At 62.3% G+C, this 14,622-nt stretch carries 17 protein-coding genes; 7 read left to right on the top strand and 10 right to left on the bottom strand.

All coding sequences use genetic code 11. From position 1 onward, the window contains the following. Positions 1-150: 150 nt before the first annotated feature. Positions 151-1,554 (top strand): 3-isopropylmalate dehydratase large subunit, encoded by a 1,404-nt coding sequence (gene leuC, locus CYA_RS01330; RefSeq protein WP_011429196.1) that lies wholly within the window; start codon positions 151-153, stop codon positions 1,552-1,554. A gap of 61 nt (positions 1,555-1,615) precedes the next feature. Here leuC and thiD read toward each other — a convergent pair whose 3' ends face one another. From thiD to CYA_RS01375, 9 genes are all read right to left on the bottom strand, one after another. After that, positions 1,616-2,440, bottom strand: a complete 825-nt coding sequence (thiD, locus tag CYA_RS01335) for a bifunctional hydroxymethylpyrimidine kinase/phosphomethylpyrimidine kinase (protein ID WP_228375400.1) — start codon at positions 2,438-2,440, stop codon at positions 1,616-1,618. A 220-nt stretch (positions 2,441-2,660) separates the two neighbouring features. After that, positions 2,661-2,861, bottom strand: a complete 201-nt coding sequence (locus tag CYA_RS01340; protein WP_011429198.1) for a hypothetical protein — start codon at positions 2,859-2,861, stop codon at positions 2,661-2,663. 69 nt (positions 2,862-2,930) lie between these two features. Beyond that, positions 2,931-3,248 (bottom strand): 2Fe-2S iron-sulfur cluster-binding protein, encoded by a 318-nt coding sequence (locus tag CYA_RS01345; RefSeq protein ID WP_041438053.1) that lies wholly within the window; start codon positions 3,246-3,248, stop codon positions 2,931-2,933. After that, positions 3,248-3,505 (bottom strand): DUF1816 domain-containing protein, encoded by a 258-nt coding sequence (locus CYA_RS01350; RefSeq protein WP_011429200.1) that lies wholly within the window; start codon positions 3,503-3,505, stop codon positions 3,248-3,250. The genes CYA_RS01345 and CYA_RS01350 overlap by 1 nt, the downstream gene beginning before the upstream one ends. 46 nt (positions 3,506-3,551) lie before the next feature. Then, positions 3,552-4,616 carry a 23S rRNA (guanosine(2251)-2'-O)-methyltransferase RlmB gene (rlmB, locus tag CYA_RS01355; RefSeq protein WP_011429201.1) on the bottom strand — a complete coding sequence of 355 codons (1,065 nt, stop codon included), beginning with the start codon at positions 4,614-4,616 and terminating at the stop codon, positions 3,552-3,554. A 32-nt stretch (positions 4,617-4,648) separates the two neighbouring features. Next, the gene (locus tag CYA_RS01360; protein WP_011429202.1) at positions 4,649-5,080 is read right to left on the bottom strand and encodes a ribonuclease III domain-containing protein; all 432 of its coding nucleotides are present in this window, start codon (positions 5,078-5,080) and stop codon (positions 4,649-4,651) included. 384 nt (positions 5,081-5,464) lie between these two features. Beyond that, positions 5,465-5,941, bottom strand: a complete 477-nt coding sequence (locus CYA_RS01365; RefSeq protein ID WP_011429203.1) for a photosystem I reaction center protein subunit XI — start codon at positions 5,939-5,941, stop codon at positions 5,465-5,467. Positions 5,942-6,066: 125 nt separating this feature from the next. Beyond that, on the bottom strand, positions 6,067-6,186 hold the full coding sequence (locus CYA_RS01370) for a photosystem I reaction center subunit IX (RefSeq protein ID WP_011429204.1): 120 nt from the start codon (positions 6,184-6,186) through the stop codon (positions 6,067-6,069). A 59-nt stretch (positions 6,187-6,245) separates the two neighbouring features. Next, positions 6,246-6,791 (bottom strand): photosystem I reaction center subunit III, encoded by a 546-nt coding sequence (locus CYA_RS01375; protein ID WP_011429205.1) that lies wholly within the window; start codon positions 6,789-6,791, stop codon positions 6,246-6,248. A gap of 166 nt (positions 6,792-6,957) precedes the next feature. On the opposite strand from CYA_RS01375, the gene tsaD reads away from it, so the two are divergent. Next, positions 6,958-8,058, top strand: coding sequence for a tRNA (adenosine(37)-N6)-threonylcarbamoyltransferase complex transferase subunit TsaD (tsaD, locus tag CYA_RS01380; RefSeq protein WP_011429206.1), 1,101 nt, complete (start codon positions 6,958-6,960; stop codon positions 8,056-8,058). Here the strand turns inward: tsaD and mnmG are convergent. Continuing rightward, positions 8,022-9,953, bottom strand: coding sequence for a tRNA uridine-5-carboxymethylaminomethyl(34) synthesis enzyme MnmG (mnmG, locus tag CYA_RS01385; RefSeq protein WP_011429207.1), 1,932 nt, complete (start codon positions 9,951-9,953; stop codon positions 8,022-8,024). The genes tsaD and mnmG overlap by 37 nt on opposite strands. Before the next feature lie 295 nt (positions 9,954-10,248). On the opposite strand from mnmG, the gene thrC reads away from it, so the two are divergent. From thrC to CYA_RS01410, 5 genes are all read left to right on the top strand, one after another. Continuing rightward, on the top strand, positions 10,249-11,589 hold the full coding sequence (thrC, locus tag CYA_RS01390; RefSeq protein ID WP_011429208.1) for a threonine synthase: 1,341 nt from the start codon (positions 10,249-10,251) through the stop codon (positions 11,587-11,589). Positions 11,590-11,682: 93 nt separating this feature from the next. Next, entirely contained in the window at positions 11,683-12,207 is a 525-nt protein-coding gene (locus CYA_RS01395) for a fasciclin domain-containing protein (RefSeq protein WP_011429209.1), read from the top strand. Positions 12,208-12,243: 36 nt separating this feature from the next. Then, a complete protein-coding gene (locus CYA_RS01400; RefSeq protein ID WP_011429210.1) occupies positions 12,244-12,519 on the top strand; it encodes a ubiquitin-like small modifier protein 1 in 276 nt (91 codons plus the stop codon). Continuing rightward, positions 12,516-13,124: a DNA-3-methyladenine glycosylase gene (locus CYA_RS01405; RefSeq protein WP_049749704.1), complete on the top strand. Its 609-nt coding sequence runs from the start codon at positions 12,516-12,518 to the stop codon at positions 13,122-13,124. Before CYA_RS01400 ends, CYA_RS01405 begins: the two co-directional genes overlap by 4 nt. A gap of 16 nt (positions 13,125-13,140) precedes the next feature. Then, positions 13,141-14,409, top strand: a complete 1,269-nt coding sequence (locus CYA_RS01410) for a peptidase C39 family protein (RefSeq protein WP_011429212.1) — start codon at positions 13,141-13,143, stop codon at positions 14,407-14,409. Positions 14,410-14,622: the final 213 nt, after the last annotated feature.

Raw genomic sequence — 14,622 nt, forward strand, 5'->3', positions numbered from 1 at the left:
GGCCGGTCAGCTCAACTGGGCTAGCCCGGCCTTGGGAAAGGTGCTTTGCCCGCCCCGACCTCTGACTTGACAAGCTTTGGTAACAAGTAGGACATTGAAGCTCTACGGAAAGCAGCTCAAAACTGGCTTGGCCGCAGGCCGGAGAGGAAGATGAGCGAGAGGACGTTGTTCGACAAAGTCTGGGACGCCCATACGGTGCGGGTTTTGCCCTCGGGGCAGACGCAGTTGTTCATCGGCCTGCACCTCATCCACGAGGTCACCAGCCCCCAGGCTTTTGCCATGCTGCGGGAGCGCAATCTGCCAGTTCTTTTTCCAGAGCGGACGGTGGCGACGGTAGATCACATTATCCCCACCGACAACCGGACGCGACCTTTTGCGGATCCCTTGGCAGAGGAGATGATCCAGGAGCTGGAGCGCAACTGTCGCCAATATCGCATCCGCTTCTACAACAGCGGCTCCGGCCAGCAGGGGATCGTGCATGTGATTGCGCCGGAGCAGGGGCTGACGCAGCCGGGGATGACCATTGCCTGCGGCGATAGCCACACGTCTACCCATGGGGCCTTTGGGGCCATTGCCTTCGGCATCGGCACCAGCCAGGTGCGGGACGTGCTGGCCACCCAAACTCTGGCCTTGTCCAAGCTCAAAGTGCGCCGCATCGAGGTGCACGGCAGGTTGGGGCCGGGGGTTTACGCCAAGGATGTGATCCTCCACATCATCCGCAAGCTGGGGGTCAAAGGCGGGGTGGGCTACGCCTACGAATACGGCGGCAGCACCATCGAGGCCATGAGCATGGAGGAGCGCATGACCCTCTGCAACATGTCCATCGAGGGGGGAGCCCGCTGCGGCTACGTCAATCCCGACGCGGTAACCTTTGAGTATCTAAAGGGACGGGAGTTTGCTCCTCAGGGATCCGACTGGGAGGAGGCAGTGGCCTGGTGGCAAAGCCTGGCCAGCGGCCCCGACGCCGTCTACGACGACGTGGTGGTGTTTCAGGCCGCAGAGATCGCCCCCACCGTAACCTGGGGAATCACCCCTGGTCAGAGCATTGGGGTGGACGAGCGGATCCCGGCACCGGAAGAGCTGCCGGAAAGCGAGCGGGAGCTGGCCAAGGAAGCCTATGCCTACATGGGCTTGCGGCCGGGGGATCCCATCGTGGGCACGCCAGTGGATGTCTGCTTCATTGGCAGTTGCACCAACGGCCGCTTGAGCGATTTGCGGGAGGCGGCCAAGATTGCCAAAGGACAGCGAGTAGCGCCTGGAGTGAAGGCGTTTGTCGTGCCCGGCTCGGAGCGGGTCAAGCAGGAGGCGGAACGCGAGGGCCTGCGCGAGATCTTTGAGGCGGCAGGGTTTGAGTGGCGGGATCCCGGCTGCTCCATGTGTTTGGCCATGAACCCAGACCGCCTCGTAGGCCGGCAGATTAGCGCCTCTTCTTCCAACCGCAACTTTAAGGGTCGCCAGGGATCCCCCAGTGGGCGCACCCTGCTCATGAGCCCGGCCATGGTGGCGGCGGCGGCCGTGAGCGGCAAAGTGGTGGACGTGCGGGAACTGCTCTAGCCAGCGGGGCCGTTCAACCTCCCCCGGCAGCCTGAGCGGCTGCCGGCTGCGAAGAAGGGGGCTAAGACTGGAGAAGCGGGTAGAAGTGCCCCACCGGCCCTTGTCCTGCGCCGATGGCCAGAGGATGCCGCAGGGCTTCGGTAACATAGGCCTTGGCTGCTAGCGTCGCCGCCAAGGGATCCTTGCCCCAAGCCAGTTGCGCCGCAATGGCTGCCGAGAGGGTACAGCCGGTGCCGTGGGTGTGGCGGGTGGGGATGCGCTCGCTTTTGAGGATCTCCAGCCGCTCGCCGTCAAACCACACATCCACCCCCTGCAGTTCCCCTGGCATACCTCCCCCCTTGACCAAAACCGCCTTACAGCCCAGGGCGTAGATGCGGCGGCCCGCCTCCTCCATATCCGCCAATGACTGCAGCTCCATCCCTGCCAAAATCTGGGCCTCGTAGCGGTTGGGGGTAACGACCTGGGCCAGCGGGATCAGCCGCTCGCGGATGGCCTGGATGGCGTCTTCTGCCAGCAGCTTGGCCCCGGTGCGGGAGACCATCACCGGATCCACCACCAGCGGCTGCAGGGCCCACCGCTCCACTTGGCGGGCCACCTCCCGCACGATCTCGACATTGAGCAACATGCCGGTTTTGATCCCTTGCACCCCGATATCCTGCACCACCGCCTCAATCTGGGCGGCCACCGCCTCCGGCGGCAGCGCATCCACGCGGTTGACCCCGAGGGTGTTTTGGGCAGTTACGCAGGTGAGGGCGGAAGTGCCGTGGACGCGCTGGAAGGCAAAGGTGCGCAGATCCGCTTGAATGCCCGCTCCGCCGCCGCTATCGGATCCGGCAATGGTGAGGGCAACAGGGGGATGCTGCTCGGCCAACATTGGAGCCGACATTGGTTCAGATGTGGGGACAGACATTGGCCAAAGGACAAAAACTGCCGAGGGTACCGCTAGCCATTTCTGTCCTTCAGCGTAGCAACGAAATGATTCCCGCTAGCCTCTGAGGTCTTGGGAAAACTCTTTCAGACCCGATAGGCAACGCAGTTGCGAACGCGCCGGCGGCGCGGGCGCTATCCCCAACTCCCCTCTTCCTAAGGAGAGGGGTGGGCTGTCTTCAATCGGAATGGCCATCGTCGGTAGTAGCTACTACCTCCACCCAAGCCCTATCCCCCTCCACCGCCGTCAGGCTCCAGCGCAGAAGCTGAGCTGGCTGTCCTAGCTCCTGGGCCACCTGCTCGGTAAGGGATCCCTCCAGTCGAGCAGCAGAAACCGGCAGGCTTAGGGGCAGGGAAAGGCGGAGAAAGTGCAGCTTCACAGGCCGTTAGAACTCCTTTGAGTAACCCGCACAGAATTGCCCTCAACGGGGGTGGATATCCAAGCAGGGCTAGGAGCCAAACTGGAGACGATAGACCTCCTCCTCTTGGTCCGTCTCCACCTCTAGATTGGAAGTAGGATAGGCTACACACAGCAGCACAAAGCCCTGAGCCTTGAGTTCCGGCCCGATCCCCATGGCGTCAGGCTGGGCCACGGATCCCGACTTCAGCCTCCCTGCACAGGTGGTACAGACTCCCGCCTGGCAGGAAGAGGGCAGCTCTAGGCCGTGTTCGAGAGCCGCCTGTAAAACTGTCTGATCTGCCGCCGCGGTAAACCGGTAGGTTTGGCCCCGGTGATGAACGGTTACCTGGTAAACCATAGCCGTCATCAGGAACGAACCCGCGAAGGAGTGCGGACCACCGTCAGCGACTGCGGCTGGCGCATTTTCTTTATCTGAACCTCGATCTTCTCAGCCCCCTCCGCCTTCAGGTCGGCGATGTAGCGACCTTTATGCGCCTCTGCTTCTTTCTCGCTGGCGAAGGGGCCGTAGTAATAGGTGCAGTCGTCGGTGGTGATCTCAACCCAGACTGCTAGGCCCCGCAGCCTATCCAACAGCCAGACCAAAGGGTTGCCCACGGGATCCATCCCCCCTATTAAGCGCAAAGGATGACTCAGGATCTTTTGCAATCACCTAGATTCTACTGCCTTCGTTGAGGATTTGTTGAGAAATGTTTCGACCTCGGTGGGGGGAGCGCTGCCGGTGGATCTCGTAGAGGGCGATGCCCGCCGCCACCGAAGCATTCAAACTTTCCGTGCGGCCCGCCAAGGGGATCGACAGCAGTTGGTCGCAGTGGCGCTGGGTGAGCAAGCTGATGCCTTCCCCTTCGGATCCCACCACCAAGGCAATAGGTCGGCGAAAGTCGGCGCTGTAGATAGGGGCAGCCCCCTGGCTGGTGGTGCCATAGACCCAAAACCCCTGCCCTTTAAGATATTCCAGGGCGCGATTTAAGTTCACCACCCGCGCCACCGGCAAAGTAGAGAGGGCCCCCGCTGCCACCTTCATCACCGTCGCAGTGACGCCTGCCGCCCGCCGCTGTGGGATCACCATCCCCTGCATGCCAAACGCCTCCACGCTGCGGGCAATAGCCCCCAGGTTGTGGGGATCCTGGATCCCGTCCAGCACCACCAGCACCGGATGGGGGCCGGACTGGCGGCTCTGTTCCACCAGCTCTTCCAGATCCACATAGCGGTAAGGGGTGGCCTGGGCGGCGATCCCCTGGTGGTTGGCTCCAGCGGTGAGAAGGTTTAGCCGCTGGAGAGACACCTCATCGATGACGGTACCCCGTGCTTTGGCTTCTTCCAACAAAGACCAAAATTGGGGGCTGTAGCGCAACCGCGGCAGCACCCACACTCGGTTAAGGGTGGCCTGGCTTCTCAGCGCAGCCAACACGGTTTGGCGACCGTAGATGATCTCTTGTTCAGGTTCGGCTTCGGGATCCCGGTTAACCTGCAGCTCCCCGTCTTCTGGACTGGCAACGGGAGGGCTGGGATTTGGCTGGGGGCGCTCCTGCTCAGCCTTGCGACGAAGCGGCTTTACGGGCGGCTCTTGCGCCGCCGGCTGGAGATGGAGCGGGGAGCCCCCCTCGCGCCGTTTGGTCTGCTTGGGCTTGTTGAAGGGTTGCCCCGCCCCTTGCCGCTGCAGCTTGCTCCGGCGAGACAGCCGTAAGGGAGGTTTGCATTGGGAAGGCTTGGGCATGGGCAGAGAACGGTGCAGAGTAAAAGCCGATCTTAACCTTCCCCCTCGCCTATCGTCTTGGCCAAAACATCGGTGAGAGCGAGAATGTGGCGTAGCCGCTCGGGATCGGTGAGGTAAAGGTAGCCCAAGATGGTTTCCAGGCCACTGGCATTCTGGTAGTCGGCCAAGGGCAAGTGGCGGGGTGGACGACCGCAGCCGTTGCGGCCCCAGCGGACGATCTCCCGCTCTTCAGGGCTGAGATAGGGCAAAAGCGCCAACAACAATCTGGCCTGAGCAGATCCGCGTACCCGCCTTACCACCTGCCGATGGTAAAGCTCTGGCCGAGTGGGAGGAAACAACTGCTGCCGTCGCACGTGCAGTTCGTAAATGGCATCTCCCAGGTAGGCCAGGGCTGCAGGCGACAGGCGACCGATCTCAGCCAAAGAGAAGCTTGCAGAAGTGGGATCGGACAGGAGATCGCTCACGACAGCTTACAAAAACTATTTGGCTATTTGGAAAAATGCCTAGAACCGCTGCCGTCGGTTCATAGCAAATTCGAGACTCCACTGGCTGGCTCAGTCTATGCTAGGGCAAGCTTCCTGCCTTCTGCCAGTCTCACTGCTGCCCTGAACTTTTCCCTCGCCTGCTCAGGTTATTGGATCACAAAGACGCTGCAAGCCTTGAAAAGCCAGCTGAAACCCCGTCAAGAAGCTGGAGAGCAAAATCCAGGGAAGCTGTGGGCAAGCGGGCCGGCATCAACGCGAAAAGCTGGAAAGCAGAGCCCATCTGGCCAAGCCGCCGCTCAGCAGAGGATGGAGAGACTCGCAAGGCCGTCCAAGACAAGGGGATGGATGGAGAGGGGAAGCCGCTTAACCAAAATTGGGAAACAACAGATCTCCATTGAGCAGAAGCAGGTAGGCGACGATTGCCCCGCCCATGCCCCCTACCAAAAAGCCGGCGGCCAGTTCGCTCCAAGATTGGGATCCCTGCACCGGCCCGTCGTTGCGCTGCGGGGAGACGGTGCCGTAGAGAGAGAGAGCTGCCGTCATGATTAAGATCAGGCCACAGGCTCCCAGGAAACCGCTCAGCAGGCCGATGGGCTCGCTGCGCAGCGGCCCCAGCTTGGCAAAAGGCCCCACCAACCAATAGCCGTGGGCCATGCCAATTTCCAAACCCCGCCAAATGGAGCTCAATCCCGGCCGGTTGATGGGCAACCAGTCTATCAACAGACGGACAACAGGCGCGTGGTTGATCGGCGTCCAGAAATCGCCAATCTGCGGATCCCCTTCCGGGACGGCGATATATCCCCTATTAGGAGAAACGGTATCGGCAGTGGGTTCAACCATGTCGGCAACTCTGGTTCCAGTGCAAAAAGGGTTAGAAAAACCTCAAATTCCAAAAAGTCTGGCTCAAAAGACCAGGGATCCCTGTGGGTGTTGCTGGCGCGGCTGGGGATCCCTGGCTTGCGAGTTCAGAACGTCAAAATGTCGGGGAAGAAGCGGTTGATCTCGATGAACAGCGCAAAAACGAAGCTGGAAAACAAGATAAAGGCCACTGGAGCCGTGGTGAGAAACTTGGTGAAATCAGACATACATACCTCTCAAGTTGGATGGGTGAAGCTAAGCCAAAAGCCGAGGAGAAGCCCCTTCTTCAGCGAGGAGAGATGGGCACGGCCTCTTCCGGCTCCTGAATTTCGCCGCTGGCAATTTCCTTGAAAGCAGCGGCAGGCCAGGCCAAAGCCGTGAGGAAACAGCGCAGCGCCAAGGGGACGTCGATGATGCTTTCTTTCATCTCCGGCTCGTCGCTATTCCGGACAGCAATCAGATAGGAGCGCCCAGCCCAGCCCAGCCAGCCGGCGATGTAGAGGAAAAGCAGGCCAGGGATGAGAAACTCGCCTGCATGGCTCCAGCGGCCATCGGTAACCAGGTGGGGCAAGCCTTCTTCGCCACAGAGCAGCTTGCTGTAGCGCTCAAAGCGCTTCTCGGTTTGGGCCAACTTTTGCTGGTAGAGAGGAGCCAGGTTAGGGCTGGCATTGAGGATCTTCTCTTCGAGGCTGCTCAGCCGTTCGTTCATCAGGGCCTGAAAAGCGGGAACTTCGCTGCAAGGCTTCAGACCGATCAAGGGCTCTGCCTGCACAGCCTGGGCGAGGCCAAGCGCCAGGCAAAGGGCTAAAAGGAGACTCAAAAGGGTTCGCATAGCAGGATGTGTCCTTAAGCTAGGGGTCTAGGTCTGTTAAATGTGCAGGAATGCTAAGTGCAGCAACGGGCACTAAACGGTTAGTATCATACTCCCGAGTACCTCGCTCCAACGGATTGCGAGTTTTAGCTCACACAATTCTTAAGGAAACTCCCGCCTTTCCTCTATGCTCCGCCTCCTCGCCATTGAAACCAGTTGTGATGAAACAGCTGTGGCTGTGGTGGAGGCAGATGCGGCCTGGCCGACCTTTGCCCCACGGCAGCTCAGCTCTGTGGTGGCTAGCCAGATCGACCTCCATGCAGCCTACGGGGGCGTGGTGCCGGAGGTGGCTGCCCGCCGCCATGTGGAAACTCTGCCCTTTGTGCTGGAGTCCGCCCTGCAGCAGGCTGGGCTGGGCATGGCCGAGGTGGATGCTGTTGCCGTCACCTGTGCGCCGGGCCTGGTGGGATCCTTACTGGTGGGGCTGATGGCGGCCAAGACCTTGGCGCTGCTCTACAACAAACCTTTGATCGGGGTGCACCACCTGGAGGGCCACCTGTTCAGCGGCTTTTTGGCAGCAGCCGACTTGCGTCCCCCCTGCCTGGGCCTTTTGGTTTCAGGAGGCCACACCAGCCTGATCTGGATGAAGGACTACGGGGAGTACCAGACGATGGGCCGCACCCGCGACGACGCCGCCGGCGAAGCCTTTGACAAGGTGGCGCGGCTGTTGGGGCTGGGCTATCCGGGCGGGCCCCAGATCGACCGCTGGGCGCAACAAGGGGATCCCGATCGCTTCCCTTTGCCCGAGGGCAAACTGGATCACCCCTACGACACCAGCTTCAGCGGCCTGAAGACAGCGGTGCTGCGCCTGGTCCAACAGTTGCAGCAGGAAGGCCAGGAGCTGCCTGTGGCCGATATTGCCGCCAGCTTCCAGGCCTGCCTCACCCGCGTGCTCACAGAAAAAGCCGTGGCCTGTGCCGAGGCGCTGGGCCTCTCGACGCTGCTGGTTACAGGGGGGGTGGCCGCCAACCGGGAGCTGCGCGCTCGCCTGCTGGAAGCGGGCCGCCAAAAGGGCCTGCGGGTGGTGATCCCGCCCCCAAACCTCTGTACCGACAACGCCGCCATGATTGGGGCAGCTGGCCTTTGCCACTGGCTGCGGGGAGAGACCTCGCCCCTGGAGCTGGGGGTGGCCTCGCGCCTGACCCTGGAAGAGATCCCTGCCCTCTACGGCCAGGGGAGCGGCGGCTGCGGTCAGGCCCCGACGGGAGCTGCAGCAGCCGTCTTCTGACGTTGTCTCACCTCTAGGTAGATGAGCAGGGCATTGATGTCGGCGGGGTTGACGCCGCCAATGCGAGCGGCCTGGCCTACGGTCAGAGGCCGGACTGCTGCCAGTTTCTCCCGCGACTCTTTGGAGAGGGTGGGGATGGAGTGGTAGTCCAGATCGGGGGGCAGGGGGCGGTGGTACTGCTTGCTCACCTGCTCGATCTGGGCTTGTTGCCGCTGGATGTAGCCGCTGTATTTGACAGCAATTTCTGCTGCCTCCTGCTCAAAGGGATCCAGCTCCTCATTTCCCAACCCCAGCTCTAGCAGGTCGGCGTAGTGGATCGGGTTGCGGCGCAGGAGCTCGGCCAAGGTGGCGGATCCTTTGATCCCCTGGCCGGTCAGTTGGCTGAGGTGGATCCCGGCGGGGTCGTGGGCCTTAACCCGCTGGGTTTCCAGGCGCTCGATCTCGGCGGCAATGCGGGCCTGCTTGGCCTGGAAGAGGGCCCAGCGGCGGTCGTCGATGAGGCCCCATTCCCGCCCCAGGGGGGTGAGGCGTTGGTCGGCGTTGTCGGCGCGTAGGATAAGGCGGTATTCGGAGCGGCTGGTGAGCATGCGGTAGGGCTCCCGCAGCTCTTTGGTGCAGAGGTCGTCGATGAGGGTGCCGATGTAGCTGGACTCCCGCGGCAGCGTGACTAAGGGTTTGCCTTGCACCAACCGGGCGGCGTTGATCCCGGCAATGAGCCCCTGGGCTGCTGCTTCTTCGTAGCCGGTGGTGCCGTTAATTTGGCCGGCACAGAACAGCCCCTGCACCTTCTTGGTCATCAGGGTGGGGTAGAGCTGGGTGGCCGGCAGATAGTCGTATTCCACGGCGTAGGCAGGCCGCAGCATGACGCACCGCTCCAGGCCGGGCAGGGAGCGCAGCATCTGGATCTGGATCTTTTCTGGCATCCCCGTCGAGAACCCCTGGATGTAGAGCTCCGGCAGATCCCGCCCCTCTGGCTCAATAAAAATTTGATGGCTTTCCTTGTCGGCAAAGCGGACGATCTTGTCTTCGATGCTGGGGCAGTAGCGGGGCCCCTTGGCCTCCACCCAGCCGCCGTAGACCGGCGTCTCGTGGAGGTTTTCGCGGATGATGCGGTGGGTCTCCGGCGTGGTGCGGGTGAGATAGCAGTCCATCTGCTCCCGCGGCACCCACACCTCCGGGTCAAAGCTAAACCAGCGCAGGTCGGGATCCCCTGGCTGCCGCTCCATCACGGAAAAATCGACGCTGCGGCGATCCACACGGGCAGGGGTGCCCGTCTTCAGCCGACCTGTCTCAAAGCCCAGTTGGCGCAGGGTGTCGGTCAGGCCTTCGACGGCAAATTCCCCCGCTCTGCCAGCAGGCTGCCAGTGGCGGCCAATCCAGATGCGCCCTCCCAGAAAGGTGCCCGTGGTCAGGATCACCGCCCCACAGCCGAAGACGCTGCCAAAATGGGTAACCACGCCCACCACCTCATCGTTGCGCCCCAGCACCAGGTCGGTAACAGTGCCCTCGCGGATGCTCAGATTGGGCTGGTTTTCCACCACCGAGCGCATTACCCGCGCGTACTCCCGCTTGTCGGTTTGCGCCCGCAAGGCCCATACCGCCGGCCCCCGCGAGCGGTTGAGCACCCGCTTTTGCAAATAGGTGCGGTCGGTAACTTTGCCCATCTCGCCGCCAAGGGCGTCGATTTCGTGCACCAGTTGCGACTTGGCCGGGCCCCCCACAGCGGGGTTACAGGGCTGCCAGGCGATCTTGTCCAGGTTCAACGTCAGCATCAAGGTATTACAGCCCAGCCGCGCTGCCGCCAGGGCCGCTTCACAGCCAGCGTGTCCCCCACCCACGACGATCACGTCGTAGTGGTCGAGAAAGTCCACATTGTCCCGTCCAACTTTGAGCATAGGATCGCCCCCGCGGAATACCGGGATCCCCTATCCCAATTAGGTTGTTACAGCTTGTTTCTCCAGTCTAGCGACGGATAGAGGGCTATCCCCAAATCTCGGCAAGAGAAAGCCAGACCTCCACCAGTCTGCCGCTCCGAGGTTGCCCAAACCGGCTAGGATCCCGCTCTCCCCAGCCGGATCTAATTCAGACTATTTTAGTCGGGTTTAGTTGACGGGGTCGATCGCGGGTGATAGGATTGCCCTCGACGACGGGTAAACAAGATCCAGCCCTTTCTCCTGTCTGAGGCTTCCTATGACCCAAACCCTTTCCCACCGCCCGCTCAGCCCTGCCGATTTGCCGCCCAGCTCGGCCTTGCGCACCCTCCAGGTGGGCTTTAGGCGCTTGCGCTGTCGGGAATGTGGGGCCGAGTATGAGCCGGTGGCCAAGCACGTGTGCGACCTGTGTTTTGGCCCCCTGGAAGTGGTCTATGACTACGACTGGCTCAAGAGCGTTGTCAGCCGGCAGAGCATCCAGGCCGGGCCGCTCTCCATCTGGCGCTACCGACCTTTCCTGCCGGTCCTTTCGGAGCGGCCCATCGATGTGGGCACCGGCATGACGCCGCTGGTGAAGGCGGAGCGGCTGGGCCGGCGGCTGGGGTTAAAAAACCTCTACCTCAAGAACGACGCCGTCAACATGCCCACCCTCAGCTTTAAGGATCGGGTGGTGTCGGTGGCCCTGACCCGCGCCAAGGAGCTGGGCTTTACCACCGTTTCCTGCGCCAGCACGGGCAACTTGGCCAACTCCACGGCTGCCATCGCCGCCCACGCCGGCCTGGACTGCACCATCTTCATCCCGGCGGATCTGGAGGCGGGCAAGGTGCTGGGATCCCTCATCTACAATCCCACCGTCATGGCCGTGGAGGGCAACTACGACCAGGTCAACCGCCTCTGCGCCGAGGTGGCCGATCGCTATGGCTGGGGCTTTGTCAATATCAACCTGCGCCCTTACTACTCAGAAGGCTCGAAAACCCTGGCCTACGAGGTGGCGGAGCAACTGGGGTGGCAACTGCCGGATCAGGTGGTGATCCCGCTGGCGTCGGGATCCCTGTACACCAAGGTTTACAAAGGCTTCCAGGAGTTTGTGAAGGTGGGGCTGGTGGCGGAGAAGCCGGTTATCTTCCACGGCGCCCAGGCGCAGGGATGTTCGCCCATTGCCCAGGCCTTTCGCGAGGGGCGGGATTTTGTTACTCCGGTTAAGCCGAATACCATCGCCAAGTCTATTGCCATCGGCAACCCTGCCGACGGCATCTACGCCCTGGAGATTGCCCGCAAAACCGGCGGCCAGATCGCGACGGCCACGGATCCCGAGATCGTGGCCGGCATCAAGCTCTTGGCCGAGACCGAGGGCATCTTCACCGAGACGGCTGGCGGCACCACCATTGCCGTGCTCAAACGCCTGGCCGAATCGGGCCAGCTTGATCCTGAGGCGGTTACGGTAGCCTATATTACCGGCAATGGCTTGAAAACCCAGGAGGCGGTGCAGGCGCACGTGGGCCATCCGCTGGTGATCTCGCCCAAGCTGGAGAGCTTTGAACAGGCATTGGAGCGCGCCCGCACTCTGGAGCGGCTGGACTGGCAGGAGGCTTCGGTTTGAAGCGAGAGGGATCCCCCTGGGCTCTTAACGGCGTCTTAGTGAAGAACTGTTACGATCCCTGGCACAGACCCACTCGCTCAGGAGCTCTGCACCATGCCTATCCTCCGTTCTGTCCGTCACTTTGCGCGTCGCTGCTTGCCGGTGGCAGTGGCGGTGTTGACCCCCCTTGCTTTGGCTCCCACGGCTCGGCCTCAGGGGCTGAACACCATTGCCGTTGAGCTGGAAACTTTGCCCAGCAGCTACTCGACGTTGGCGACGGCTTTGCGGGCGGCGGGGCTGAACACGGCGTTGGCGGGGCCGGGGCCGTTCACGGTCTTTGCCCCTTCCGATGTGGCCTTTGGGCAACTGCCGCCGGGCACCGTGGAGACGTTGTTGCAGCCGGCCAATCGGGATCAGCTCACCCGCATCCTCACCTATCATGTGGTGCCGGGGCGGATTACCTCGTTTGACCTGCGGCCTGGCCAATCGGCCACTCTGACCACCTTGGCGGGGCTGCCGCTGCGGGTGCAGGTGGGAGCCGATGGCAGCATCCGGGTCAACGGGGCCAATGTGAACTTGGCGGATATTCCGGTTGCCAACGGGGTGATTCACGGCATTGACGGGGTGCTGCTACCCTAGTCTTCTAAGGTTGGTCGCTGGACGAAGCATTGGCTTATGGCAGTCAAGGTGTTAATTCCCACCACGCTGCGGGTGCTCACCCGGGATCAGGAGGTGGTAAGTTGCGAGGGATCCACCGTTCGGGAATTGCTGGAGGCCTTGGAGCAGACCTATCCGGGCATCAAGGCGCGGCTGTGCGATGAAAAGGGGGAATTGCGCCGCTTTGTCAATCTCTATGTCAACAGCGAAGACATTCGCTTCCTCCAGGGATCGGACACGCCTCTACAGGATGGGGATGAGGTGAGCATCGTCCCTGCTGTTGCCGGGGGATGAAAGTTGCCGAGCCGGCTGTGGCTGCTTGGGAGTGGTTAAGCAAGCCGGCGCCGCTGGTGGCGCCTACGTTGCTGGGCATGGTGCTGGTGCGGCAATTTGCCGATGGGCTGCAGGTGCGGGCGCAGATTGTGGAAACGGAAGCCTACACCGCCGGCGATCCGGCATGCCACGCCTATCGCCGCAAGACCCGCCGCAACCAGGTGATGTTCGGGCCGCCCGGCCATCTCTACGTCTATCGCATCTACGGCCTCTACCACTGTCTCAACATCGTCACCGAGGCGGAAGGGATCGCGTCAGCGGTTTTGATCCGGGCAGCCCAGTTGGATTGCCTGCCGGAGTGGATCCCGGCCAACAAGCGCTTGAAACCGGCGCGGGTGGCGGCGGGGCCGGGCCTGCTCTGCCAAGCGCTGCGCATCGACGGATCCCACAATGGCTGGCGGCTGGAACCGGTGGCAGCCGGCCAGGAAGGCATTTGGCTAGAGGGATCCCCTGCTTGGGAGGCACAGTTCCCCATTGTCCAAACTACCCGCATCGGCATTACCCGCGGGGTAGAGCTTCCCTGGCGCTGGTACATTAAGGGGCATCCGGCGGTGTCGCACTATTAGTGGGGGCAAGCCGACAATGCTGCCGCAAGGCAAAGACTCCTGGCAAAGGCTGTCTGGGCTGGTCAGCGGCGTTGTGCTGCTCCTGCCCGCGTTGGCCCAGCCGGTTGCAACTTCTCCAGGACTCTTGACAATGCAAGCCCAGCGCCACTCCCCCTATCGCACCAGGTTGCAGCGCTGGCATGCCCCCCAAGGTTTTCAGGGCTGGTCAGCCCGCGGGATCCGGCTGAACGCCCAAGGGCAATTGGTCTTAGATCCAGAGAGCTGGCGGCAAGAAGTCAGCCTTGAGGAGCCGCAGTCGCCATTGCGCGGACGTCCTTTTCATCCCCCCGGCAGCTATTGGGTGGGAGAAGCCATCAGCCCGGAAGTTCCCGCCAGCTTTCCTCTGGTGGAAGCAATCGTCTCCTGGAATGCCACCACCCCTCCCGGCACCTGGCTAGAAGTGGAGATCCGGGCCAAGCTTGCGGGGCGCTGGACGAAGTGGTATCACGCCGGCGTGTGGGCTGCCGATCCGCCCACCCTGGCCAGCCACTCCGTGCGCGGGCAGGAAGACGCAGATGGCAACCTGCACACGGACTTGTTGGTGCTCAAGGATACCCACAACGGGGCAGAGGCTTTCCAAGTCAGGGTGCGCCTGTTCACGCAAGAGGCGGGCCGCTCTCCCCTGGTGGATCAGGTGGCGGTTGCCTTTTCCAACCAGCCGGCCCAGCCCGACCGCCTCTCCCCTGGGGATCCCAGCCGCTGGGGCCAGGTCTTGGAGCTGCCCTTGTGTTCCCAAATGGTCTATGCCGACGGGGGAGCAGCTTGGTGCAGCCCCACTGCCTTGGCGATGGTGATGGCCTACTGGCAGCGGGATCCCCCCCCCTGTGAGCCGTTGGTGCGCGCCGCGGCGGCCGGGGTGTACGACCGGGTTTACCAGGGCCACGGCAACTGGGCCTTCAACGTGGCTCATGCCGCCGAGCGGGGTTTGGCCGGCGTGGTGGCGCGGCTGCAGAGCCTGGCCCAGGCAGAAGCCTGGATCGCGGCCGGCGTGCCGGCTATCCTCAGCTATGCCTGGGGCGAGGGCGAGCTGGAGGGGGCGCCGATCCCCAAAAGCAACGGCCATCTGGCGGTGCTGGTGGGGTTCGACCGCCAAGGGGATCCCATCCTCCACGATCCGGCGGCCAAGACCAACGAAGAAGTTCGCCGCACCTACCGCCGCGACCAGCTAGAGCCTTTGTGGTTGGCCCACTCCGGGGGTACCGTCTATTTGATCTATCCGCGAGGGTGGCCAATTCCGGACCCATAGGTTAGCCCCGGCCTTCCACCGGGCTGGAGGCTTCTGCTCGAAGAGGCTGGGATATCGAGCGGACAAAAACGAACATGGCTTGGCGAGCATCCGATTGCCATCTGGCTTTTCGACGGGGATTTGAGTAAGGATATTAAGAAGTGAGGAGTGCAACTCACCCTTGGGTGAGACGGCTTAAGCATGGATAGGGTTAGGGTTCAAGGCCTGCGAGGC

The organism is Synechococcus sp. JA-3-3Ab, from assembly GCF_000013205.1.
Taxonomy (GTDB): domain Bacteria; phylum Cyanobacteriota; class Cyanobacteriia; order Thermostichales; family Thermostichaceae; genus Thermostichus.